Origin of the sequence: Hydrogenophaga sp. T2, from assembly GCF_049843535.1 — a bacterium.
GTDB classification, from domain to species: domain Bacteria; phylum Pseudomonadota; class Gammaproteobacteria; order Burkholderiales; family Burkholderiaceae_C; genus Hydrogenophaga; species Hydrogenophaga crocea.
In genome coordinates, this window is sequence record NZ_JBBHZJ010000001.1 from 27,444 (window position 1) to 48,867 (window position 21,424).

19 protein-coding genes are annotated in these 21,424 nt (G+C 70.4%); 4 read left to right on the forward strand and 15 right to left on the reverse strand.

Translation table 11 applies throughout. The features are described 5' to 3' along the window. The 3 genes from WDZ95_RS00150 to purL are packed head-to-tail and all read right to left on the reverse strand — an operon-like array spanning nucleotide 1 to nucleotide 5,788. A complete protein-coding gene (locus WDZ95_RS00150) occupies nucleotides 1-918 on the reverse strand; it encodes a DUF808 domain-containing protein (protein WP_425775756.1) in 918 nt (305 codons plus the stop codon). Nucleotides 919-937: 19 nt separating this feature from the next. Continuing rightward, complete coding sequence (locus WDZ95_RS00155) at nucleotides 938-1,762, reverse strand: phytanoyl-CoA dioxygenase family protein (RefSeq protein WP_425775757.1); 825 nt, start codon at nucleotides 1,760-1,762, stop codon at nucleotides 938-940. A 15-nt stretch (nucleotides 1,763-1,777) separates the two neighbouring features. Further along, nucleotides 1,778-5,788, reverse strand: coding sequence for a phosphoribosylformylglycinamidine synthase (purL, locus tag WDZ95_RS00160; RefSeq protein WP_425775758.1), 4,011 nt, complete (start codon nucleotides 5,786-5,788; stop codon nucleotides 1,778-1,780). Between the two features lie 131 nt (nucleotides 5,789-5,919). Between purL and map the strand changes: the two genes are divergently transcribed. Together map and WDZ95_RS00170 are read left to right on the forward strand one after the other, a co-directional pair. After that, the gene (gene map / locus WDZ95_RS00165) at nucleotides 5,920-6,771 is read left to right on the forward strand and encodes a type I methionyl aminopeptidase (protein ID WP_425775759.1); all 852 of its coding nucleotides are present in this window, start codon (nucleotides 5,920-5,922) and stop codon (nucleotides 6,769-6,771) included. A 16-nt stretch (nucleotides 6,772-6,787) separates the two neighbouring features. Next, nucleotides 6,788-9,424, forward strand: a complete 2,637-nt coding sequence (locus tag WDZ95_RS00170; RefSeq protein WP_425775760.1) for a [protein-PII] uridylyltransferase — start codon at nucleotides 6,788-6,790, stop codon at nucleotides 9,422-9,424. 6 nt (nucleotides 9,425-9,430) lie between these two features. Here WDZ95_RS00170 and rlmB read toward each other — a convergent pair whose 3' ends face one another. After that, a complete protein-coding gene (rlmB, locus tag WDZ95_RS00175; protein WP_166226787.1) occupies nucleotides 9,431-10,198 on the reverse strand; it encodes a 23S rRNA (guanosine(2251)-2'-O)-methyltransferase RlmB in 768 nt (255 codons plus the stop codon). A 50-nt stretch (nucleotides 10,199-10,248) separates the two neighbouring features. Continuing rightward, on the reverse strand, nucleotides 10,249-10,950 hold the full coding sequence (locus WDZ95_RS00180) for an ABC transporter ATP-binding protein (protein ID WP_425775761.1): 702 nt from the start codon (nucleotides 10,948-10,950) through the stop codon (nucleotides 10,249-10,251). On the opposite strand from WDZ95_RS00180, the gene WDZ95_RS00185 reads away from it, so the two are divergent. Together WDZ95_RS00185 and mnmH are read left to right on the forward strand one after the other, a co-directional pair. Further along, complete coding sequence (locus tag WDZ95_RS00185) at nucleotides 10,949-11,614, forward strand: arylesterase (RefSeq protein WP_166226789.1); 666 nt, start codon at nucleotides 10,949-10,951, stop codon at nucleotides 11,612-11,614. The genes WDZ95_RS00180 and WDZ95_RS00185 overlap by 2 nt on opposite strands. An 8-nt stretch (nucleotides 11,615-11,622) precedes the next feature. Continuing rightward, on the forward strand, nucleotides 11,623-12,717 hold the full coding sequence (gene mnmH / locus WDZ95_RS00190; protein WP_425775762.1) for a tRNA 2-selenouridine(34) synthase MnmH: 1,095 nt from the start codon (nucleotides 11,623-11,625) through the stop codon (nucleotides 12,715-12,717). Here the strand turns inward: mnmH and WDZ95_RS00195 are convergent. From WDZ95_RS00195 to hfq, 10 genes are all read right to left on the reverse strand, one after another. Next, nucleotides 12,688-12,870: a hypothetical protein gene (locus WDZ95_RS00195; RefSeq protein ID WP_425775763.1), complete on the reverse strand. Its 183-nt coding sequence runs from the start codon at nucleotides 12,868-12,870 to the stop codon at nucleotides 12,688-12,690. The two genes, mnmH and WDZ95_RS00195, sit on opposite strands and share 30 nt — an antisense overlap. Nucleotides 12,871-12,897: 27 nt before the next feature. Then, a complete protein-coding gene (locus tag WDZ95_RS00200) occupies nucleotides 12,898-14,085 on the reverse strand; it encodes a PLP-dependent transferase (RefSeq protein WP_425775764.1) in 1,188 nt (395 codons plus the stop codon). Nucleotides 14,086-14,089: 4 nt separating this feature from the next. After that, complete coding sequence (locus WDZ95_RS00205; RefSeq protein ID WP_166226793.1) at nucleotides 14,090-14,614, reverse strand: phosphoribosyltransferase; 525 nt, start codon at nucleotides 14,612-14,614, stop codon at nucleotides 14,090-14,092. Nucleotides 14,615-14,676: 62 nt separating this feature from the next. Further along, on the reverse strand, nucleotides 14,677-16,065 hold the full coding sequence (locus tag WDZ95_RS00210; RefSeq protein ID WP_425775765.1) for an adenylosuccinate synthase: 1,389 nt from the start codon (nucleotides 16,063-16,065) through the stop codon (nucleotides 14,677-14,679). A gap of 12 nt (nucleotides 16,066-16,077) precedes the next feature. Further along, nucleotides 16,078-17,244: an ATP phosphoribosyltransferase regulatory subunit gene (locus tag WDZ95_RS00215; RefSeq protein WP_425775766.1), complete on the reverse strand. Its 1,167-nt coding sequence runs from the start codon at nucleotides 17,242-17,244 to the stop codon at nucleotides 16,078-16,080. Nucleotides 17,245-17,333: 89 nt separating this feature from the next. Continuing rightward, the gene (locus tag WDZ95_RS00220; RefSeq protein ID WP_166226796.1) at nucleotides 17,334-17,516 is read right to left on the reverse strand and encodes a DUF2065 domain-containing protein; all 183 of its coding nucleotides are present in this window, start codon (nucleotides 17,514-17,516) and stop codon (nucleotides 17,334-17,336) included. Nucleotide 17,517: 1 nt separating this feature from the next. After that, the gene (gene hflC / locus WDZ95_RS00225; protein ID WP_425775767.1) at nucleotides 17,518-18,411 is read right to left on the reverse strand and encodes a protease modulator HflC; all 894 of its coding nucleotides are present in this window, start codon (nucleotides 18,409-18,411) and stop codon (nucleotides 17,518-17,520) included. A gap of 17 nt (nucleotides 18,412-18,428) precedes the next feature. Then, nucleotides 18,429-19,793 (reverse strand): FtsH protease activity modulator HflK, encoded by a 1,365-nt coding sequence (hflK, locus tag WDZ95_RS00230; RefSeq protein WP_425775768.1) that lies wholly within the window; start codon nucleotides 19,791-19,793, stop codon nucleotides 18,429-18,431. Between the two features lie 47 nt (nucleotides 19,794-19,840). Continuing rightward, on the reverse strand, nucleotides 19,841-21,025 hold the full coding sequence (gene hflX, locus WDZ95_RS00235) for a GTPase HflX (protein WP_425775769.1): 1,185 nt from the start codon (nucleotides 21,023-21,025) through the stop codon (nucleotides 19,841-19,843). A gap of 81 nt (nucleotides 21,026-21,106) precedes the next feature. Next, the gene (hfq, locus tag WDZ95_RS00240; RefSeq protein ID WP_166226799.1) at nucleotides 21,107-21,394 is read right to left on the reverse strand and encodes an RNA chaperone Hfq; all 288 of its coding nucleotides are present in this window, start codon (nucleotides 21,392-21,394) and stop codon (nucleotides 21,107-21,109) included. Between the last annotated feature and the right edge of the window lie 30 nt (nucleotides 21,395-21,424).

The window sequence follows — 21,424 nt, forward strand, 5'->3', positions numbered from 1 at the left end:
TCAGGCGGGCCGCGGCCCGCCGCGCAGGCGCTTGACCAGCGCAACCGCGGCCACCACCACCGCGCCCGCGGCCACGCCCACGAGCGCACCCGCGAGGCTGGGCACGAAGGCGCCAAGCCAGCCCAGGCTTTCGGCCATGGCCTCGACGCCGTGCGCGAGCAGCGGCAGGCCGTGCAGCAGGATGCCGCCGCCCACCAGGAACATGGCGGCCGTGCCCAGCACCGACAGCGCCTTCATGAGCCAGGGCGCAAAGGCCAGGATGCCGCGGCCCAGCGCCTGCTTCCAGGCCTGGGCCTGGCGGTTCAGGTGCAGGCCCAGGTCGTCGAGCTTCACGATGCCCGCCACCAGGCCGTAGACGCCCACCGTCATGAGCACCGAGATGCCCACCAGCACGGCCACGCGCTGGCCCATGGTGGCGCTGGCCACGGTGCCCAGGCTGATCACGATGATCTCGGCCGAGAGGATGAAATCGGTGCGCACGGCGCCCTTGATCTTCTCGCGCTCGTAGGCCACGAGGTCGAGCTGCTCGTTGGCCACGGCGCGCGCGAGCTCGTCGTGGTGCTTCGTGTCCTCGGCCTTGTGTGCGCCCAGGCTGTGCATCAGCTTTTCCACGCCCTCGAAGCACAGGAACAGGCCGCCGAGCATGAGCAGCGGCGTGATGAGCACCGGCATGAAGGCGCTGATCAGCAGCGCCGCCGGCACCAGGATGGCCTTGTTCACGAACGAGCCCCTGGCCACGGCCCACACCACGGGCAGTTCGCGGTCGGCCTTCACGCCCGTGACCTGCTGCGCGTTGAGCGCCAGGTCGTCGCCCAGCACCCCGGCGGTCTTCTTGGCCGCCACCTTGGTCATCACCGACACGTCGTCGAGCAATGTGGCGATGTCGTCGATGAGTGCGAGCAGACTGGTGCCGGCCATGGGGGGCTCCGTTGGGGTTTCAGCCGGGCGCAGGCGGCCAGACCAGGGGAAAGAGCGGATCGTCCATCGCCGCGCCCGCGGGCAAGCGCTGTTCCAGGCCCGGGAACGGCGGCGAGGTGCGCCAGCGGCGCGGCGCGTGCACGCTGTCGTCGCCCAGGTAGCGGGCCGAGAACACGCGCCGGCGCGCGCCCGGACCGGTGCCGCTGGAGGCGTGCAGCGCGAGCATGTGGAAGGCCACGCAATCGCCCGGCTCCAGCGCCCAGGCCAGTTGCGGCCAGGCCTGAGGCTCGGCCTCGATCGGCGGCAGTTCGGCCAGCGAGCCTTCGGGGAACCACTTGGCCTGCTGGTCGCGGAAGGTGCGCGGCATGTACCAGGTGCCGCGGTGCGAGCCGGCCACGAAGCGCAGCGTGCTCGCCAGCGGCACCGGGTCGACCGGGATCCAGAAGCTCACGTTCTGCGCGCCGTCCACGTTGTAGTAGGGCTGGTCCTGGTGCCAGGGCGTGGGCTGGCGCGTGCCGGGCTCTTTCACGAGCAGGTGGTCGTGGTAGAGCCGCGCGCTGCGGCTGCCCATGAGCTGCGCCGCCACGTGCGGCAGCGACGATTCGCGCAGCACGTGGGCGTAGTCGGCATTGCCCTGCCAGGTGCAGAAGTCTTCGACGAAGCGGCCCGGGTCGTCGGGCTCGCTGGCCACCAGGGCCAGCGGGCTCAGGTGGGCCAGGTTGTGCTCGATGCCGGCTTCGAGCCGCTGCAGCTCCTGCGCGTTGAGCACCCCGCGCAGCACCACCGCGCCGTCGCACGCGTAGGCGGTCACGGTGGCGGCGTCGAGCGGGTGGGCGCGCGGCATGGGTTCAGCCCACCGTCAGCCGACCCAACGGCGCGCGTTGCGCCACAGGCGCATCCAGCCGCTGTGGGCCGAGGTGTCCTGGTCGGTCCAGCTCATGAGCACGTTGCGGAACACGCGCTCGGGGTGCGGCATGAGCGCGGTGAAGCGGCCGTCGGCCGTGGTCACCGCCGTGAGGCCGCCGGGGCTGCCGTTGGGGTTGAACGGGTAGCGCTCGGTGGGCGCGCCGGTGTTGTCCACGTAGCGCATGGCCGCAATGGCCTTGGCCGGGTCGCCGCGGTGGCGGAAGTTGGCATGGCCCTCGCCGTGCGCCACGGCGATGGGCAGGCGCGTGCCGGCCATGCCCTGGAAGAACAGGCTGGGCGAGTCGAGCACCTCGACCAGCGAGAGGCGGGCCTCGAAGCGCTCGCTCTGGTTGGTGGTGAAGCGCGGCCAGGCCTCGGCGCCAGGGATGATGTCGGCGAGTTCGGCGAACATCTGGCAGCCGTTGCACACGCCCAGGCCGAAGGTGTCGGGGCGCGCGAAGAAGGCCTGGAACTGCTCGGACAGCACCGGGTTGAAGGTGATGGAGCGCGCCCAGCCGATGCCCGCACCCAGCGTGTCGCCGTAGCTGAAGCCGCCGCAGGCCACCACGCCGCGCACGTCCTTGAGGTGGGCGCGGCCGCTCTGCAGGTCGGTCATGTGCACGTCGAGCGCGTCGAAGCCGGCCTGGGTGAAGCACCAGGCCATTTCCACGTGCGAGTTCACGCCCTGCTCGCGCAGGATCGCGACCTTGGGGCGCGAGAGGTTCAGGAAGGGCGCGGCCACGTCTTCGGCCGGGTCGAAGGTGAGGTGGGTGTGCAGGCCGGGGTCGTTGGGGTCGCCGGCGGCGGCGTGTTCGGCGTCGGCGCAGGCGGGGTTGTCGCGCCGCTGGTTGATTTTCCAGCTCACGCTGTCCCAGACCTGCTGCAGGTCGGCCAGCTTCGCGCTGAACACGGCCTTGGTGTCGCGCCACACCTGCAGCTCGCCCTTGCCGGCGTCGATGGCCGATTGCAGCGGCCGCGTCTTGCCCACGAAGTGGCTGAATTTGGACAGGCCGTGCTCGCGCAGCACCTGCATGACCTCGTTGCGCTGCCCGGTGCGCACCTGCAGCACCACGCCCAGTTCTTCGTTGAACAGGGCCCGCAGCGTGAGCTCTTCGCGGCGCGCGCTGACCTGGGTGCTCCAGTTCTTGGCGTCGCCGAAGTCGGCGCGGCTGTCGCTGATGCCATCGCCTTCGGTGACGAGCTGGTCGACGTTGAGCGCCACGCCCACCTGCCCCGCAAAGGCCATCTCGGCCACGGCGGCGAGCAGGCCGCCGTCGCTGCGGTCGTGGTAAGCGAGGATGCGGCCCTGCGCGCGCAGCGCGTTCACGGCGTTCACCAGGTTCACGAGGTCTTGCGGGTCGTCGAGGTCGGGCACCTCGCCGCCCGGGTGGCCCAGGGTCTGCGCGAGGATGCTGCCGCCCAGGCGCTGGCGGCCCTTGCCGAGGTCGATCAGCACCAGCGTGGTGTCGTCGATGTCGCGATTGAGCTGCGGCGTGAGCGTGCCGCGCACGTCGGCCAGCGAGGCAAAGGCGCTCACGATCAGGCTCACCGGCGCGGTGACCTTCCTGGTCTGGCCGTCGGCCTGCCACTGGGTGCGCATGGACAGGCTGTCCTTGCCCACGGGAATGGACACGCCCAGCGCCGGGCACAGCTCCATGCCCACGGCCTTGACGGTTTCGTACAGCGCGGCGTCTTCACCGGGCTCGCCGCAGGCGGCCATCCAGTTCGCCGAGAGCTTCACGCGCGGCAGTTCGATGGGCGCGGCCAGCAGGTTGGTGATGGCCTCTGCCACGGCCATGCGGCCCGAGGCCGCGGCGTCGGTGGCGGCCAGCGGCGTGCGCTCGCCCATGCTCATGGCCTCGCCCGCGAAGCCCGCGTGGTCGGCCAGGGTCACGGCGCAGTCGGCCACGGGCACCTGCCAGGGGCCGACCATCTGGTCGCGGTGGCTCAGACCGCCCACGGTGCGGTCGCCGATGGTGATGAGGAAGCGCTTGGACGCCACCGTGGGGTGGCTCAGCACGTTGATGACACTTTGCTGCAGGTCCACGCCCGTGAGGTCGATCGCGGGCGACTGGCGCGCCACGGTCTTCACGTCGCGGTGCATCTTGGGCGGCTTGCCCAGCAGCACGTCCATGGGCATGTCGACCGGGCTGTCGGCGCCCTCGTCCACCAGGCGCAGCTGGCGTTCTTCGGTGGCCACGCCCACCACCGCGAAGGGGCAGCGCTCGCGCTCGCAGAAGGCCTGGAACTGCGGCAGCGATTCGGGTGCGATCGCGAGCACGTAGCGCTCCTGGCTCTCGTTGCACCAGATTTCCTTGGGCGCGAGGCCGCTCTCTTCGAGCGGCACGGCGCGCAGGTCGAAGCGCGCGCCGCGGCCGGCGTCGTTGGTGATCTCGGGGAAGGCGTTGGACAGGCCGCCCGCGCCCACGTCGTGGATGGCCAGGATGGGGTTGGCCTCGCCCTGCGCCCAGCAGTGGTTGATGACCTCTTGCGCGCGGCGCTCGATCTCGGGGTTGCCGCGCTGCACGGAATCGAAGTCGAGCGAGGCGGCGTTGGTGCCGGTGGCCATGGAGCTGGCCGCGCCGCCGCCCATGCCGATCTTCATGCCCGGGCCGCCGAGCTGGATCAGCAGCGTGCCCGCGGGGAAGGGAATCTTGTGCGTGAGGCGCGCGTCGATGGTGCCCACGCCGCCCGCGATCATGATGGGCTTGTGGTAGCCGCGCTGCACGCCGTCGACCTGCTGCTCGTATTCGCGGAAGTAGCCGAGCAGGTTGGGCCGGCCGAACTCGTTGTTGAAGGCCGCGCCGCCCAGCGGGCCCTCGGTCATGATCTGCAGCGGGCTCGCGATGTGCTCGGGCTTGCCGCCCGCCTGGTCGCTCAGGCCGCCCCAGAGCTTGCCCACCGAAAAGCCCGTGAGGCCGGCCTTGGGCTTGGCGCCGCGGCCCGTGGCACCTTCGTCGCGGATCTCGCCGCCCGCGCCGGTGGACGCGCCCGGGAAGGGCGAGATGGCCGTGGGGTGGTTGTGCGTTTCCACCTTCATGAGCACGTGCTGCGTGACCGCTTCGCTGCGGTACAGGGGCGCGCCCTGGCCGTCGTCGCGGGCGCTGAAGCGCTGCACCGCGTGGCCCTCCATCACCGAGGCGTTGTCGGCATAGGCCACCACGGTGTGCTGCGGGCTCTTCTGGTGGGTGTTGCGGATCATGCCGAACAGGCTCTTGTCCTGCGGCACGCCGTCGATGGTGAACTGGGCGTTGAAGATCTTGTGGCGGCAGTGCTCGCTGTTGGCCTGCGCGAACATCATGAGCTCGACGTCGGTCGGGTTGCGGCCCAGGCCGGTGAAGGCGTCGATCAGGTACTGGATCTCGTCGTCGGCCAGGGCCAGGCCCCAGGCGGTGTTGGCGCGCTCGAGCTCGGCGCGGCCGCCGCCCAGCACGTCCACCCGCTCCATGGGCGCGGCCTGCAGCTCGGTGAACAGGGCCTGCGCCTCGTCGCGCGTGGCCACCACGGCCTCGGTCATGCGGTCGTGCAGCAGGCTGGCCACGGCCCAGCGCTGCTCGGGCGTGAGCGTGGGCTTGCCGCCCAGCAGACCGCTCTTGAGCGCGAGCCGGTACTCCACCAGCCGCTCCACGCGGTGCACCACCAGGCCGCAGTTGCGCGCGATGTCGGTGGCCTTGGAGGCCCAGGGCGAGACCGTGCCCAGGCGCGGCATCACGAGCAGCGCGGGCGCGCCCGCGGCTTCGAGTTGCAGGTGTTCGGCCTGCACCGGTTCGCCGTAGGTGAGCAGCTCGCCCAGGCGCTGCGCGGTGGCGGCGTCGGGCGCGGCGTCGAAGGCCGCCAGGTGCACGAAGCGCGCGCTGAGGCCGACGATCTTGTCGTGGATGGCTTGGAGCTGGGGAAGGAGCTGCTGGACTTTGAAGTCGCTGATGGCGTGACCGCCATCGAAGGTGCGCAGGTGCAGGGACACGGTGGGGCCTGAGGTGCGTTGAACCACCCGCGGGCGGGGTGGTGGAAAGCCGCTGATTTTACCCGGCGGCCTCCATGGCGATCGGCCAGCGTGCGGCCCCCGGGCGGGGTCCGGTGGGATAATCCGCCCCCATGAGCATCACCTACAAGGACGCCGCCGGTATCGAGGGCATGCGCACCGCGTGCCGCCTCGCCTCCGAAGTGCTGGACTACCTCACGCCGCTGATCCAGCCCGGCGTCACCACGCTCGAGATCGACCGCCTCGCGGCCGATTACATGAAGCAGCAGGGCACGGTCTCGGCCACCATCGGCTACCAGCCCGCGGGCTACCCGCCCTACCCGGGCCACCTGTGCACCTCGATCAACCACGTGGTGTGCCACGGCATCCCCAACGACAAGCCGCTCAAGAAGGGCGACATCCTCAACGTCGACGTCACCGTGATCACGCCCGAGGGCTGGTACGGCGACAACAGCCGCATGTTCCTGATCGGCGGCGAGGCCGCGGCCACGGTGCAGGCGCGCCGGCTCTGCCAGGTCACCTTCGAGGCCATGTGGAAGGGCATCTTGATGGTCAAGCCCGGCGTGCGCCTGGGCGACATCGGCCACGCCATCCAGGCCTACGCCGAAGGCAACGGCTACTCGGTGGTGCGCGAGTTCTGCGGCCACGGCATCGGCCAGCGCTTCCACGAAGAGCCGCAGGTGCTGCACTACGGCCGCCCGGGCACGCTCGAAGAACTCAAGCCCGGCATGACCTTCACCATCGAGCCCATGATCAACGCGGGCCGCCGCGAGATCAAGGAAATGGGCGATGGCTGGACCATCGTCACGCGCGACCGCTCGCTCTCGGCCCAGTGGGAACACACGGTGCTGGTCACCGACACCGGCTACGAAGTGCTCACCTGGTCGGCCGGCAACATCGCCCCGCCCGCCTTCGTGACCGCGGCCGTGCTGAACCCCCAGGTGCAGGCCGGCGTGCCCGCCTGACCCGGGGGACGGCGGCATGGACGACCTGGCCGCGCTGCGCCAGCGCTACCGCAACGACAAGGCCGCGCTGTTCGCCGAGATCGGCGAATCGGGCGCGTCCACGCGCGGCATCGGCCAGGCCCTGCGGCGCCTGGCGCGCCTGACCGACCAGACGCTGCAGACCCTGTGGCAGCGCGCCGGCTTCGGCCCGCGCTTCGCGCTGGTGGCGGTGGGCGGCTTCGGCCGGGGCGAGCTGTTCCCGCATTCCGACGTCGATGTGCTGGTGCTGCTGCCCGACGGCTGCCAGCCCGACGCCGACGCCGAGCTCAAGGCCCGCATCGAAGGCTTCATCGGCGCCTGCTGGGACCTGGGGCTGGAGATCGGCTCGAGCGTGCGCACCGTGGACGAGTGCGTGGCCGAGGCCGAAAAAGACGTGACGGTGCAGACCTCGCTGCTCGAGTGCCGGCTGATCACCGGCCACCGCGCGGGCTTCAACACCCTGGTGCGCCGCCTGGGCGAGGCCATGGACCCCAAGGCCTTCTTCGTGGCCAAGACGCTGGAGATGCGCCAGCGCCACCACAAGTTCGAGAACACGCCCTATGCGCTCGAGCCCAACTGCAAGGAGTCGCCGGGCGGCCTGCGCGACCTGCAGATCATCCTCTGGGTGGCCAAGGCCGCGGGCCTGGGCCGCAGCTGGGACGAACTCGCGCGCACCGGCCTGGCCACGCCGCTCGAGGCGCGCCAGATCAAGGCCAACGAGGCGCTGCTGAGCCTGATCCGCGCGCGCTTGCACCTGTTGGCCAAGCGCCGCGAAGACCGGCTGGTGTTCGACCTGCAGACCGCGGTGGCCGAGTCCTTCGGCTTCAAGGCGCAGCTGCCCGCCCCCGGCGAGAGCAACCCGCGCGGCACGCGCCGCGCGAGCGAGGCGCTCATGAAGCGCTACTACTGGGCGGCCAAGGCGGTGACCCAGCTCAACCAGATCCTGCTGCTCAACATCGAAGAGCGGCTGGCCAGCACCGAACCCGGCGTGCAGCGCCTGCGCCCGATCAACGAGCGCTTCTTCGACAAGGGCGGCATGCTCGAGGTGGCCAGCGACAACCTGTACCTGCAGCAGCCGCACGCCATCCTCGAGACCTTCCACATCTACCAGACCACGGTCGGCATCAAGGGCCTGTCGGCGCGCACCCTGCGCGCGCTCTACAACGCGCGCGCCGTCATGAACGGCCGCTTCCGCAGCGACCCGGCCAACCGCGAGACCTTCCGCCGCATCCTCATGGAGCCGCAGGGCATCACGCACGCCATGCGGCTCATGAACCAGACCTCGGTGCTGGGGCGCTACCTCTGGGTGTTCCGCAACATCGTGGGCCAGATGCAGCACGACCTGTTCCACGTCTACACCGTGGACCAGCACATCCTGATGGTGCTGCGCAACGTGCGCCGCTTCTTCATCGCCGAGCACTCGCACGAATACCCGTTCTGCTCGCAGCTGGCCGCGGGCTGGGACAAGCCCTGGATCCTCTACGCGGCGGCCTTGTTCCACGACATCGCCAAGGGCCGCGGCGGCGACCATTCCGAGCTCGGCGCGAAAGACGTGCGCAGCTTCTGCCGCCAGCACGGCATCGAGCGCGAAGACGCCAGGCTCATCGAATTCCTGGTGGCCGAGCACCTCACCATGAGCCGGCTCGCGCAGAAGGCCGACCTGTCCGACCCCGACGTGATCGCGGCCTTCGCGCAGCGCGTGGGCAACGAGCGCTACCTCACCGCGCTGTACCTGCTCACCGTGGCCGACATCCGCGGCACCAGCCCCAAGGTGTGGAACGCCTGGAAAGGCAAGCTGCTCGAGGACCTGTACCGCTACACGCTGCGCGCGCTCGGCGGCCGCGCGCCCGACCCGGGCGCCGAGGTGGAAAGCCGCAAGCGCGAGGCCCTGCAACTCGTGGCGCTGCACGCCCTACCCCACAACGCGCACAAGGCGCTGTGGGACACGCTCGACGTGAGCTACTTCATGCGCCACCAGGCCGACGAGATCGCCTGGCACACGCGCGTGCTCACGCGCGAGCTCGCCAAGGCCGACCGCGACCCCGAGCGCTGCATCGTGCGCGCACGCCTCTCGCCCGAAGGCGAAGGCCTGCAGGTGCTGGTGTACTCGCCCGACCAGCCCGAGCTGTTCGCGCGCATCTGCGGCTACTTCGACATGTCGCAGTTCAGCATCCTCGATGCGCGTGTGCACACCACGCTCACCGGCCATGCGCTCGACACCTTCCAGGTGGTGGTGCCCGAGCTCGCCGAGCACTACCGCGAGCTCGTGGCCATGGTGGAAAACCGGCTGGCACAGATCATCGACGCGCGCGGCCCGCTGCCGCCGCCCACCAAGGGGCGGCTGTCGCGGCGCGTGAAGAACTTCCCCATCACCCCGCGCGTGGACCTGCGGCCCGACGACAAGGCGCAGCGCTGGCTGCTGTCGGTGTCGGCAAGCGACCGCGCGGGCCTGCTCTATGGCATCTCGCGCGTGCTCGCGCAGCACGGCGTGAGCGTGCAGCTCGCCAAGATCACCACGCTGGGCGAGCGCGTGGAAGACACCTTCCTGATCAGCGGCGCGCCGCTGCAGGTGAACAAGCGCCAGATCGAGATCGAGACCGAACTGCTCGAAACGCTCGAAGGCAAGGCCGGCTGAGCCGGCTCACACCGTGCGTTGCCGCAGGGCCTCGTAGAGGCACACGCCACTGGCCACGGACACGTTCAGGCTCTCGACCGCGCCGCGCATGGGAATGCTCACGAGCTCGTCGCAGGTCTTGCGCGTGAGCTGACGCATGCCCGGGCCTTCGGCGCCGAGCACCAGGGCCACCGGGCCCTTGAGGTCGACCTGGTAGACCGTTTTGGGCGCGTCGTCGCTGGTGCCGATGACCCAGATGTTGCGTTCCTTGAGTTCGTTCAGGGTGCGCGCGAGGTTGGTGACCATGAAGTAGGGCACGGTCTCGGCCGCGCCGCTGGCCACCTTGGCCACGGTGGCGTTCAGGCCCACGGCGTGGTCCTTGGGCGCGATCACCGCGTGCGCGCCGGCGCCGTCGGCCACGCGCAGGCAGGCGCCGAGGTTGTGCGGATCGGTCACGCCGTCGAGCACCAGCAGCAGCGGGGCTTCGCCCGTGCCTTCGAACTGGTCGAGCAGGTCGTCGAGCGAGCGCGCCTGCTCGACCGGCAGCACGCGCGCGGCCACGCCCTGGTGGCCGTGGCTGCCCGCGAGCTTGGCCAGGCGCAGGCCATCGGCTTCGATCAGTCGCACATTGGCTTCGCGCGCGCGCTCGATGAACTGGCGCATGCGGGCGTCGCGGCGGGTGCTCTCGAAGTACACCTCGACGATGCTCTGGGGTGCGGTCTTGAGCCGCACGCCCACCGCGTGGAAACCGAACAGGACCTTGGTGGTGGACGGGGCTTTGGGGGAAGAAGACATGGGCGGGATTATCCCGCCCCGGCGCCCCGGCGCCCCGGCGCCCCGGCGGCTCAGGCGGGCGCGGTGGCCGCGCCGCTGCTGATGTCCGCCACGCGGCCTGCCGCGATGGTGATGCGCCGCTCGCAGCGCGCCGCGATGCCGCGGTCGTGCGTGACCAGCACCAGCGTGGTCTGCTGCTCGCGGTTGAGCTCGAACATCAGCGCCATCACGGCCTCGCCGGTGGCGAAGTCGAGGCTGCCCGTGGGCTCGTCGGCCAGCAGCACGGCCGGCCGCACCACGAAAGCCCGCGCCAGCGCCACGCGCTGCTGCTCGCCGCCCGAGAGCACCTTGGGGTAATGGCCGAGGCGCTCGCCCAGACCCACGCGCTGCAGCATGGCGGTGGCCGCGGCGCGCGCGTCGCGCCGGCCCGCGAGCTCCAGCGGCAGCATCACGTTTTCGAGCGCGGTGAGGTTGGCCAGCAGCTGGAAGCTCTGGAACACGAAGCCCACCTTGGCCGCGCGCAGCGCGGCGCGCCGGTCTTCGTCGAGCGCGAACAGGTCGGTGCCGGCGATGTGAACCGTTCCTTGGGTGGGCGTATCCAACCCGGCCACGATGGACAGCAGCGTGCTCTTGCCCGAGCCCGAGGCGCCCACGATGGCCACCGTTTCGCCGCGCCGAACGGTGAAATCGATATCCCGCAGAATGGTCAGCGTGCCTGTGGAGTCGGTGACCGACTTGGACACCTGGCTGACCGCAATCATCACATCGGACATGAAGCAATCCCTGTATTCGAACCGCCGCGACTTTAGCCTGAGCCTGCTGGCCGCGCTGGCGCTGGGGCCGGCCGGCCCGCTGCACGCCCAGGGCAAGGCCCCGCCGGTGGTGCTGGTGGTGGGCGACTCGCTCAGTGCCGAGTACGGCCTGCGCCGCGGCAGTGGCTGGGTCGCGCTCACCGAACAGAAACTCGCGGACGAAAAACTCGCCGCGCGGGTGGTCAATGCCAGCGTGAGCGGTGACACCACCTCGGGTGGGCGTTCGCGGCTGCCCGCGCTGCTCCAGCAGCACCGGCCCCGGGTGGTGGTCATCGAACTCGGCGGCAACGACGCGCTGCGCGGCCTGCCCCTGAGCATGACGCGCGAGAACCTCGCCGCCATGGCCCGGGCGGCCAAGGCCGCGGGTGCGCGCGTGCTGCTGCTGGGCATGGACATGCCGCCCAACTACGGTGCCAGTTACGCCAAAGAGTTCCGCGAGCTGTTCGTGAGCGTGGCGCGCGAGGAGAAGGCCGCGCTCGTGCCCTTCTTCCTCAAGGGCGTGGCCGACCTCGCCGACCCGCTGGCGCTGTTCCAGAGCGACCGCATCCACCCCAACGAAAAGGCCCAGCCCATCATGCGCGACACGGTCTGGCCCGAACTGAGGAAGCTGGTGGCGGCGGGATAATCCGCCCCATGCCCGTCGCCACCCTGCCCGCCACCGAAGCGCTGCGCCGCCTCGACACCTTCGACACCGTGATCGACGCCCGCTCGGAGGACGAGCACGCGCTCGACCACGTGCCGCGCGCGATCAACTGGCCCACGCTGGACAACGCCCAGCGCATCGAGATCGGCACCATGTACAAGCAGGTGAGCGCGTTCGAGGCCAAGAAGCGCGGCGCGGCCTACGCGGCGCGCAACATCGCGGCCCACATCGAACGCGAGGGCCTGGACAAGCCCAGGGACTGGAAGCCGCTGGTGTACTGCTGGCGCGGCGGCAACCGCAGCGGCGCGCTCGCCACCATCCTGGGTGCGATCGGCTTCCAGGTGACGCTGATCGAAGGCGGCTACAAGGCCTGGCGCGCGGCCCTGGTCGACGACCTGCCGCGCCAGGCCGCGCGGCTGCGCTACCGCGTGCTCTGCGGCCCCACGGGCAGCGGCAAGACGCGGCTGCTGCAGGCGCTCGCGGCCGAGGGCGCGCAGGTGCTCGACCTCGAAGGCCTGGCGCGCCACCGCAGTTCGGTGCTGGGCCTGCTGCCCGGCCAGCCGCAGCCGAGCCAGAAACGCTTCGACGCGCTGGTCTGGGACGCGCTGCGCCGCTTCGACCCGGCGCGCCCGGTGTACGTGGAAAGCGAGAGCAAGAAGGTGGGCAACCTGCGGGTGCCCGATGCGCTGATGGACGCCATGCGCGCGAGCGACTGCATCGCGATCACGCTGGCCGACGAGGAGCGCGTGGCGCTGCTGCTCGAGGACTACGACTTCTTCGTGCGCCAGCCCGACTTCTTCATCGAGCGCCTGATGGCGCTGCGCGCCGTGCGCGGGGGTGAGGTGGTGAACGCCTGGGTGGCGCAGGTGCGCGCGGGCCAGATTCCTGCCGTGGTGCTCGACCTGCTGGTGAGCCACTACGACCCGACCTACCAGGCCTCGACCCAGCGCAACTTCGTGCGCCTGGGCCAGGCCCTGCCCTGCGTGCTCGCCAACCGCTCGCCCGAGGCGCTGCGCGAGGCCGCGCGCGGCCTGCTGGCGAGCGAGGCGGCGGGCTCAGTCGTTGCCGTTGGCGGCGTCGCCTGAGGGCGCGGGCGCGGCGTCGTCGCGCGGGGCCTCGTCGGAAGCCGGGGCCTCGCCGTGCTTGCGGGCAGCCTTCTCGCGGGCTTTCTCTTCCTTCTTCTGCTTCTTTGCCAGCTCGCGCTGGCGCTTTTCGTATCCGTAGTTCGGCGTGGCCAAGGCGGGTGTCCTGCAAGGGTTGAGAAATCAGGCCTGCAACAGCGGCAAGGCCTGTGCCAGATCGGCGCGGAGGTCGTCGACGTGCTCCAGACCGGCGGCAAAGCGTACCAGACCCCCTGCGTGGGGCCAACCCAGCGTGCGGATGGCGGGCACGTCGTAGGGGGCACACAGGCTCACGGGGCCGGCCCAGCTCCAGCCGAGCTTGAACAGGCGCAGTGCGTCGCAGAAGGCGTCGATGCGCGCCTGCGGCACGGCCGGGTCGATCGCGGCGCTGAACAGGCAGGCGCTGGCGCGCGCGTCGCGCCGCCAGACCTCGTGGCCGGGCGAACCGGGCAAGGCCGGGTTGAACACGCGCGCGATGCCCGGCTGGCCCTGCAGCCAGGCCGAGAGTTCGCGCGCGGTCGCGTCCTGCTGGCGGTAGCGCAGCTCGATGGTCTGCAGGCCGCGCAGCACGAGCTCGGTGTCGTTGCCCGACACGCCCAGGCCCAGGCGCATGTGGCACAGCAGCACGGCGCGGTGCAGGGCCTCGTCGCGCGTGACGACCGAGCCCATGAGCACGTCGGCGCCGCCGCTGGGGTACTTGGTGAGCGCCTGCATGGACACGTCCACGCCGAGCTCGAAGGCCTGGAAGGCGATGCCCGCGCCCCAGGTGTTGTCGAGCGCGGTCACGATGGGGCGCGCACGCCCCGCGTTCGCGGCCTTCACCACGGCCACCAGCGCGGGCAGGTCGGGGAATTCGAGCGTGATCGAGCCCGGCGCCTCGAACCACACCAGGCGCGTGGCCGGCGTGATGCGCGCGGCCAGGTCGGCCGGGTTCATGGGGTCGTAGAAGCGCAGCGTGACGCCCCAGGCGGCGAGCTCGCCCTCGGCGAAGGCCTTGCCCGGGCCGTAGGCGTTGTCGGGGATCAGCAGCTCGTCGCCGCTGCGCAAGAAGGCCATGTCGACCAGCGCCAGCGCCGACAGGCCGCTGGGCGCGAGCACGCAGAAGCGCCCGCCTTCGAGCGCCGCGATGCGCTCTTCGAGGATGAAAGTGGTGGGCGTGCCGTGCAGGCCGTAGGTGTAGCCCGACTTGTCCTTCCATTCGGCCGTGCGCAGCGCGTGCACGTTCGGGAAGATGACGGTGGAGGCCTTGTGCACGCCGGGTGCCACGGCCTCGAAGCCCTCGGGGGGCTTGTAGGGGTGGTGGATGAGGTGGGTGGACAGGTGATCGGTCATGCGATCAGAGCTTCCACTTTTCGAGCAGCTGCGCGGGACGCAGGCTGTCGTAACCCTCGAAGGGCTGGTGGATCCAGGGGTTGGTGGGCAGGAACTCGACCGAGTAGTCGGGCGTGAAGGTCGAGAGCTGCTTGGTCCAGATCACGGCGCTGCGCAGCTCGGTGATCGGGTCGTAGTTGTTCTTGAGCAGGTCGATCACGACCTTGAGCGTGTGGCCCGAGTCGGCCAGGTCGTCGACCAGCAGCACCTTGCCCGCAATCTCGCCCTTGGGCGTGGTGATGTAGCGCGCGATGTCGAGTTTGCCCTGCACCGTGCCGGCCTCGGCGCGGTAGGAGCTGGTCGACATGATGGCCAGCGGCTTGTCGAAGATGCGCGAGAGGATGTCGCCCGGGCGCATGCCGCCGCGCGCCAGGCACAGGATGGTGTCGAACTCCCAGCCCGACTGGTACACCTTGAGCGCCAGCTTTTCGATCAGGTTGTGGTACTCGTCGTAGGAGACGTAGAGGTGTTTGCCGTCTTCGGTGAGCATGCGGACTCCGGGAGGGGGATCGGAAAAGTGTGGTCTGACAGAAGCGAACGCCCTACCCGGAATTACCCGTGGAACGGGTGGTGCAGCAGGATGGTGTGGTCGCGGTCGGGGCTGGTGGAGATCACGTGGATCGGCACACCCGTGGTCTCCTCGATGCGCCTGAGGTAGTGGCGCGCGTTGGCGGGCAGGTCTTCGTAGCGCGTGACGCCCACCGAGGTCTCGGTCCAGCCGGGAATGGTTTCGTAGATCGGCCGGCAACGCGCGATCTCGTCGGCCCCCATGGGCAGGATGTCGATGCGCTCGCCGTCGAGCTCGTAGCCCACGCACAGCTGCAGCTCGGGCAGGCCGTCGAGCACGTCGAGCTTGGTGATGCACAGGCCCGACAGGCCGTTGACCTGGGCCGAGCGCTTGAGCAGCGCGGCGTCGAACCAGCCGCAGCGGCGCGAGCGGCCGGTGGTCACGCCCTTCTCGGCGCCCACGGTGGACATGTGCCAGCCCGGCGTGCCTTCGGTTTCCCAGTCGAGTTCGGTGGGAAACGGGCCGCCGCCCACGCGCGTGCAGTAGGCCTTGGTGATGCCCAGCACGTAGTGCAGCAGCTGCGGTCCCACGCCCGCGCCCGCGGCGGCGTTGCCGGCCACGCAGTTGCTCGAGGTGACGAAGGGGTAGGTGCCGTGGTCGATGTCGAGCAGCGTGCCCTGCGCGCCTTCGAACAGCAGGTTGGCGCCGGTCTTGTGCGCCTCGTTGAGCTCGCGCGAGACGTCGGCGATCATGGGCTTGAGCAGCTCGGCCTGCTGCATGGCTTCGGCGTAGACCGGCTCGAACTGGATCGCGCCGTCTTTCATGTAGGGCGCGATCTTGTCGTCCCAGGCCATGTCGGCCGAGTGCAGGTAGGTGGTGAGCACGTGGTTGTGCAGATCGAGCAGTTCGCGCAGCTTGGTGGCGAAGCGCTCGGGGTACTTGAGGTCTTGCACGCGCAGCGCACGGCGCGCGATCTTGTCTTCGTAGGCGGGGCCGATGCCGCGGCCCGTGGTGCCGATCTTCTCGGTGCCGGCCTTGACCTTGGCGGCCTCGCGCGCGATGTCGATCGCGGCGTGGAAGGGCAGGATCAGCGGGCAGGCCTCGCTCACGCGCAGGCGCGAGCGCACCTCGACGCCGGCTTTTTCCAGGCCCGCGATCTCTTCGAACAGCTTGCTCACCGACAACACCACGCCGTTGCCGATGTAGCACCTGACGCCCGCGCGCATGATGCCGCTGGGGATGAGGTGCAGCGCTGTCTTCACGCCGTTGATGACCAGCGTGTGGCCCGCGTTGTGGCCGCCCTGGAAACGCACCACGCCCTGCGCGGTTTCGGTCAGCCAGTCGACCAGCTTGCCCTTGCCTTCGTCACCCCACTGGGTGCCGACCACCACCACGTTGCGCCCGGGGGTTGCGGCGCTGCCCTTGTTGCTCATCGCGTTTTCCAATCAGAGGGTTCGTACGGTCCAGGCGCCCGCGCGCGCGGTGTCGGGCACCAGCTCGCGGTCGCAGTGGAATTCATCGACCTGGTGGTCGTGGCCCGGCAGTGCGCACACCACCGTCTGGCCTTGCGCGCGCAAGGCGGCAATGGCTTCGCGCAGGCCGGGCTCGCTGCCCCAGGGGGCGCGGATGGCGGCCTCGAGCGGTCGCGGCGCGACGGCGGCGACCAGCTCCTTGAGGTCGAGGCTGAAGCCGACCGCGGGGCGCTTGCGGCCGAACACCGCCCCCACCTCGTCGTAGCGGCCGCCGCGCGCGAGGTCGGCCACGGGGCCGCGGGCGTCGCGGGCGAACACCGCGAAACGCACGCCCGTGTAGTAGGCGTAGCCGCGCAGGTCGGACAGGTCGATCGAGACCGCCATGCCCTGCACGCGGTCGGCCAGCCACTGCAGCGCGTCGAGCGCGGCGTGCAGCGCGGGCGACGGCGTGAGGCCACGGCGCGCGGCCGCCAGCACGCTGGCGTCGCCGTAGAGCGTGGGCAGCAGCGCCAGGTCGGCGCGCGCCGGCGCGGGCAGGTTTTGCGACAGCGCCTGCAGGCCTGCCGCGTCCTTGGTGGTGAGCGCGGCGTGAATCTGCGCCACCTGGGCCGCGGGCAGGCCCAGCGGGTCGAGCACGGCGTCGATGATGCGCACGTCGGCGAGGTCGAGCTGGAGTTCGCGCAGGCCGGCCGCGCGCAGGCAGGCCTGGGCCAGTTCGACCGCTTCGAGGTCGGCCTCGAGGCCGGCGTGGCCGTAGATCTCGGCGCCGAACTGCAGCGGCTCGCGCGTGGCGGCCGGGCGGTCGATGCGGGTGTGCACCACGGGGCCGCAGTAGCTCAGGCGCGCCACGCCCTGGCGGTTGAGCAGATGGGCATCGATGCGCGCGACCTGCGGCGTGCTGTCGGCACGCAGGCCCAGGGTGCGGCCGCTCAACTGGTCGACGAGCTTGAAGGTCTGCAGGTCCAGCGATTCGCCGGTGCCCGTGAGCAGCGACTCGAGGTGCTCGACCAGCGGCGGCATCACGAGCTCGTAACCGTACGAGCGCGCGGTGTCGAGCAGGCTGCGGCGGAGTTCTTCGATGTGCCGGGCCTCGGAGGGCAGGACATCGGCGATGTGATCCGGGAGGACCCAGGCGGACATGGCGTTTGTGGGACGCTGTTAAAAACGCGATTCTACCGGGCCCCCCAGGGGTACCCGGCAGGCGCTCGGTCGCTGCGCCGCGTGGGGGCTCAGGTCAGCCAGAGCACCAGCAGGCCGGTGGCCACGCTGATCAGGCCGAAAAAGCGCAGCTGGCCGTCGCGCAGGCTGAGCATCTGGCTGAACACGCGCCGCCAGCCGCCGGGCGACACCAGCGGCAGCAGGCCTTCGAACACCATCACCAGGCCCAGGGCCAGCCACCAGGCCTCGTCCATGTCAGCGTTGGCCGCCCACGTTGCTGTTGCGCAGCGAACCGAAGAAGTCGGTGGACGGATCGACCACCATCACGTCGTGTTTGCCGGAGAAGCTGGCCTTGTAGGCCTCGAGCTGGCGGTAGAAGCGCGCGAACGCCGGGTCGCGGCCGAAGGCGTCGCTGAAGGCGGCGGCGGCCTGGGCGTCGCCCTCGCCCTTGATGCGCTGGGCTTCGCGGTAGGCCTCGGCCACGATCACCTCGCGCTGGCGGTCGGCGTCGGCGCGGATCGCCTCGCCCTCGGCGAAGCCGGTCGAGCGCAGCTCGTTGGCCACGCGCTTGCGCTCGGCCTCCATGCGCTGGTAGACCGAGGTCACGATGGACTCGGCGTAGTCGACGCGGTTGATGCGCACGTCGACCACCTCCATGCCCCAGGGCTGGTTGGCGCTCTGGATGGCGCCCGTGACCTGGCGCTGCACGTCGCGCATGAGCTCGTCGCGGCGCGCCGAGAGCAGCTCGCGCAGGGTGCGCTTGTTGACTTCCTGCTGGAAGGCGTTGCGCACCACGCGGTTGAGCTGCAGCGCCCCCGCGCGCTCGTTCACGCCCACGTTGCGGATGTAGGCCTGCGGGTCACTGATACGCCAGCGCACGTACCAGTCGATCACCACGCGCTGCTTCTCGGCCGTGAGGGTGGGTTCGCTGTCCTGGCTTTCGAGCGTGAGCAGGCGTTTGTCGATGTAGCTGACGTTCTGGAACGGCGGCGGCAGCTTGAAGTTCAGGCCCGGCTCGGTCACGACCTGCTTGATCTGGCCGAGCTGGTAGACGACGCCGAACTGGCGCTGGTCGACAACGAACAGCATGGAGCTGGCCACGGCCAGCGCCACGATGAGCGAGGTGATGAGGAATCCGATCTTGTTCATGTGGTGTGCCCCCTGCTTCAGCGGCTTTCGCGATCGCGCGAGCGGGCGGCGTCACCGCCGCGGTCCGGGGCGCTGCTCACCGGCGGCGGCGCGCTCGGCAGGGTCGTGGACGAAGACGGCGAGCCCGCAGCCGGCTGGGGCGCGCCCGCGGCCTGCATGAGCTTGTCGAGCGGCAGGTACAGCAGGTTGGAGCCGCCGTTGCGGGTGTCCACCAGCACCTTGGTCACGTTGCTGTAGACCTGCTGCATGGCGTCGGTGTACATGCGCTCGCGCGTGACCTGCGGCGCCTTCTGGTACTCGGCGAGCACCGAGCGGAAGCGCTGCGCGTCACCCTGGGCCTGGGCCGTGATGCGGGCCTTGTAGCCCTCGGCCTCTTCGGTGAGGCGCGAGGCGGTACCACGGGCCCGTGGCACCACGTCGTTGCGGTAGGCCTCGGCGTCGTTCTTGGCGCGCTCGCGCTCCTGGCCGGCGCGCAGCACGTCGTCGAAGGCGGCCTGCACCTGCTCGGGCGGGCGCACGCCGCCTTGCTGCAGGTTCACGGCCACCACCTCGATGCCCACCTTGTAGCGGTCGAGGATGGTCTGCATGAGCGTGCGCACGCGGGGCGCGATCTGGTCGCGTTCCTCGGCGAGCACCGCGTCCATCTTCATCTTGCCCACCACCTCGCGCACGGCGGTTTCGGCGGCCTTCTGCACCGCGAGGTCGGGGTCGCGGCTTTCGAACAGGAAGGCGCGCGCGTCGCTCAGGCGGTACTGCACGACGAACTTGATGTCGACGATGTTCTCGTCTTCGGTGAGCATGGACGACTCGCGCAGGCCGGTGGCCGGCACCACGTTGTCGCGGCCCACGTCGACCGAGCGCAGCTGCGTCACGAACACGGTCTCGTGGCGCTGCACCGGGTAAGGCAGGCGCCAGTTGAAGCCGGCGCCGACGGTGCTGTGGTAGCGGCCGAACTGCGTGACCACGGCCTGCTGACCTTCCTGCACGATGAAGAAGCCGGTGCCGAGCCAGATCAGCGCGGCCACGCCGACGATCAGGCCCACGCCCACGCCGGCCGCCTTCGGATTGGGACTGAAGCCCGACGGACCGCCGCCGTGGCCGCCGCCCCCACCGCCCTGCCCGCCGCCACCGCCACGGCGGTTGCCCAGCAGGCCACCGAGCTTGCGGTTGAAGTCGCGCCAGAGCTCGTCGAGGTCGGGCGGGCCCTGGTTCGGGCCCTGGCCGCGCGGGCGTTGGCCCCCGCGCTCGTCGTCCTGGCCGTTGTCGTCGCGGCCCCAGCGCGGGTCGTTGAGGTTGAACACACCGATCCAGCGGCGCCAGCCGCGGTGCGATGCCGTCGCGCGCGGCGACAAGGGGTGCTGGTTCGGAGGGGTCACATCCATGCTGTGTGGTGGTTCTGTGTGCGACGGTGACACGCCATTGTGCCGAATCATTCCGAGGGGTTCCCGTAATCGAGGGCTTGTCCGGGGTCTTGTGGGGCCTGCCCTGCGGTGCGGCGCGCGACTTCGGCCGCCAGCCAGGCCCGCAGCTCGGGCAGCCCGGTACCGTCGTGGGCGCTGACGAACAGGCGCGGCAGCGCGCGGCCACCGACCTCGAAGCTGTCGAGGCGGCGCTGCGGCGCGCGCGCGGGGTCGAGCGCGTCGATCTTGTTGAACACCAGCAATTGGGGGATCTCGCCCGCGCCGATCTCGCCGAGCACCTGCTCCACCGCGGTGATCTGCTCGGGGTGGTCGGGGTTGGACGCGTCGACCACGTGCAGCAGCAGGTCGGCCTCGGCCGCCTCCTGCAGGGTGGCGGCGAAGGCGTCGACCAGGCCGTGCGGCAGGTCGCGGATGAAGCCCACGGTGTCCGACAGCGACACCGTGCGCCCGGCCTCGCCCAGATAGAGCTGGCGGGTGGTCGTGTCGAGCGTGGCGAAGAGCTGGTCGGCCGCGTAGGTGCGGGCCTTCACCAGCGCGTTGAACAGCGAGCTCTTGCCCGCGTTGGTGTAACCCACGAGCGAGATCGTGAAGGCATCACGGCGCTCACGCTGGCGGCGCTGGGTGGCGCGCTGCTTCTTGACCTTTTCGAGCCGGTCCTTGGTGCGCTTGATGGCGTCCGAGATCATGCGGCGGTCGAGCTCGATCTGCGTCTCGCCCGGGCCGCCGCGCATGCCGATGCCGCCGCTTTGCCGCTCCAGGTGCGACCAGCGCCGCACCAGGCGCGTGGACAGGTACTGCAGCCGCGCGAGCTCGACCTGCAGCTTGCCTTCGTGGCTGCGCGCGCGTTGCGCGAAGATTTCCAGGATCAGCAGCGTGCGGTCGTTGACCGGCAGGCCCAGGTGGCGTTCGAGGTTGCGCTGCTGCGCGGGGCTCAGGGCCTGGTCGAACAGCACCTCGGTGGCACCGGTCGACTGCGCGAGCATCTTGATCTCGTCGGCTTTGCCCGAGCCCACGAACAGCGCCGGGTCGGGGGCGCGCCGCTTGCATGCCACGCGCTCGGCCACGCGGTAGCCGGCGGTCTCGGCCAGCAGGCCGAGTTCGAGCAGCTCGCCGTCGAAATGCGGCAAGCCAAAGTCCACGCCGACCAGGATGACGGCGGGGGCGGGTTTGGCGGAACGGGACTCGGCGGTCAAGACGTTGGGGCAACGCGCCCTGCGTTGCCCGCCCGGCCCGTGCATACGGGCCCGGGCTTTGGGCGTTTCAGAGCGCCGGGGTCAGGCGTTGGTGTCGTCGGAGCTGGCGACCGAGAACTGGATCGGGCGGCCCGGCACGATGGTGGAGATGGCGTGCTTGTAGACCATCTGGGTGACCGTGTTGCGCAGCAGAACCACGTACTGGTCGAAGGATTCGATTTGCCCTTGCAGCTTGATGCCGTTGACGAGGTAGATCGACACCGGCACGTGTTCTCGACGCAGCTGGTTGAGGAAAGGGTCTTGCAAGAGCTGGCCTTTGTTGTTGCTCACGATATGCTCCGTGTTCGACGTTTCGGAAGGCGGAAACATACCACACGCCTATTCCGACCGCCGCGTGGG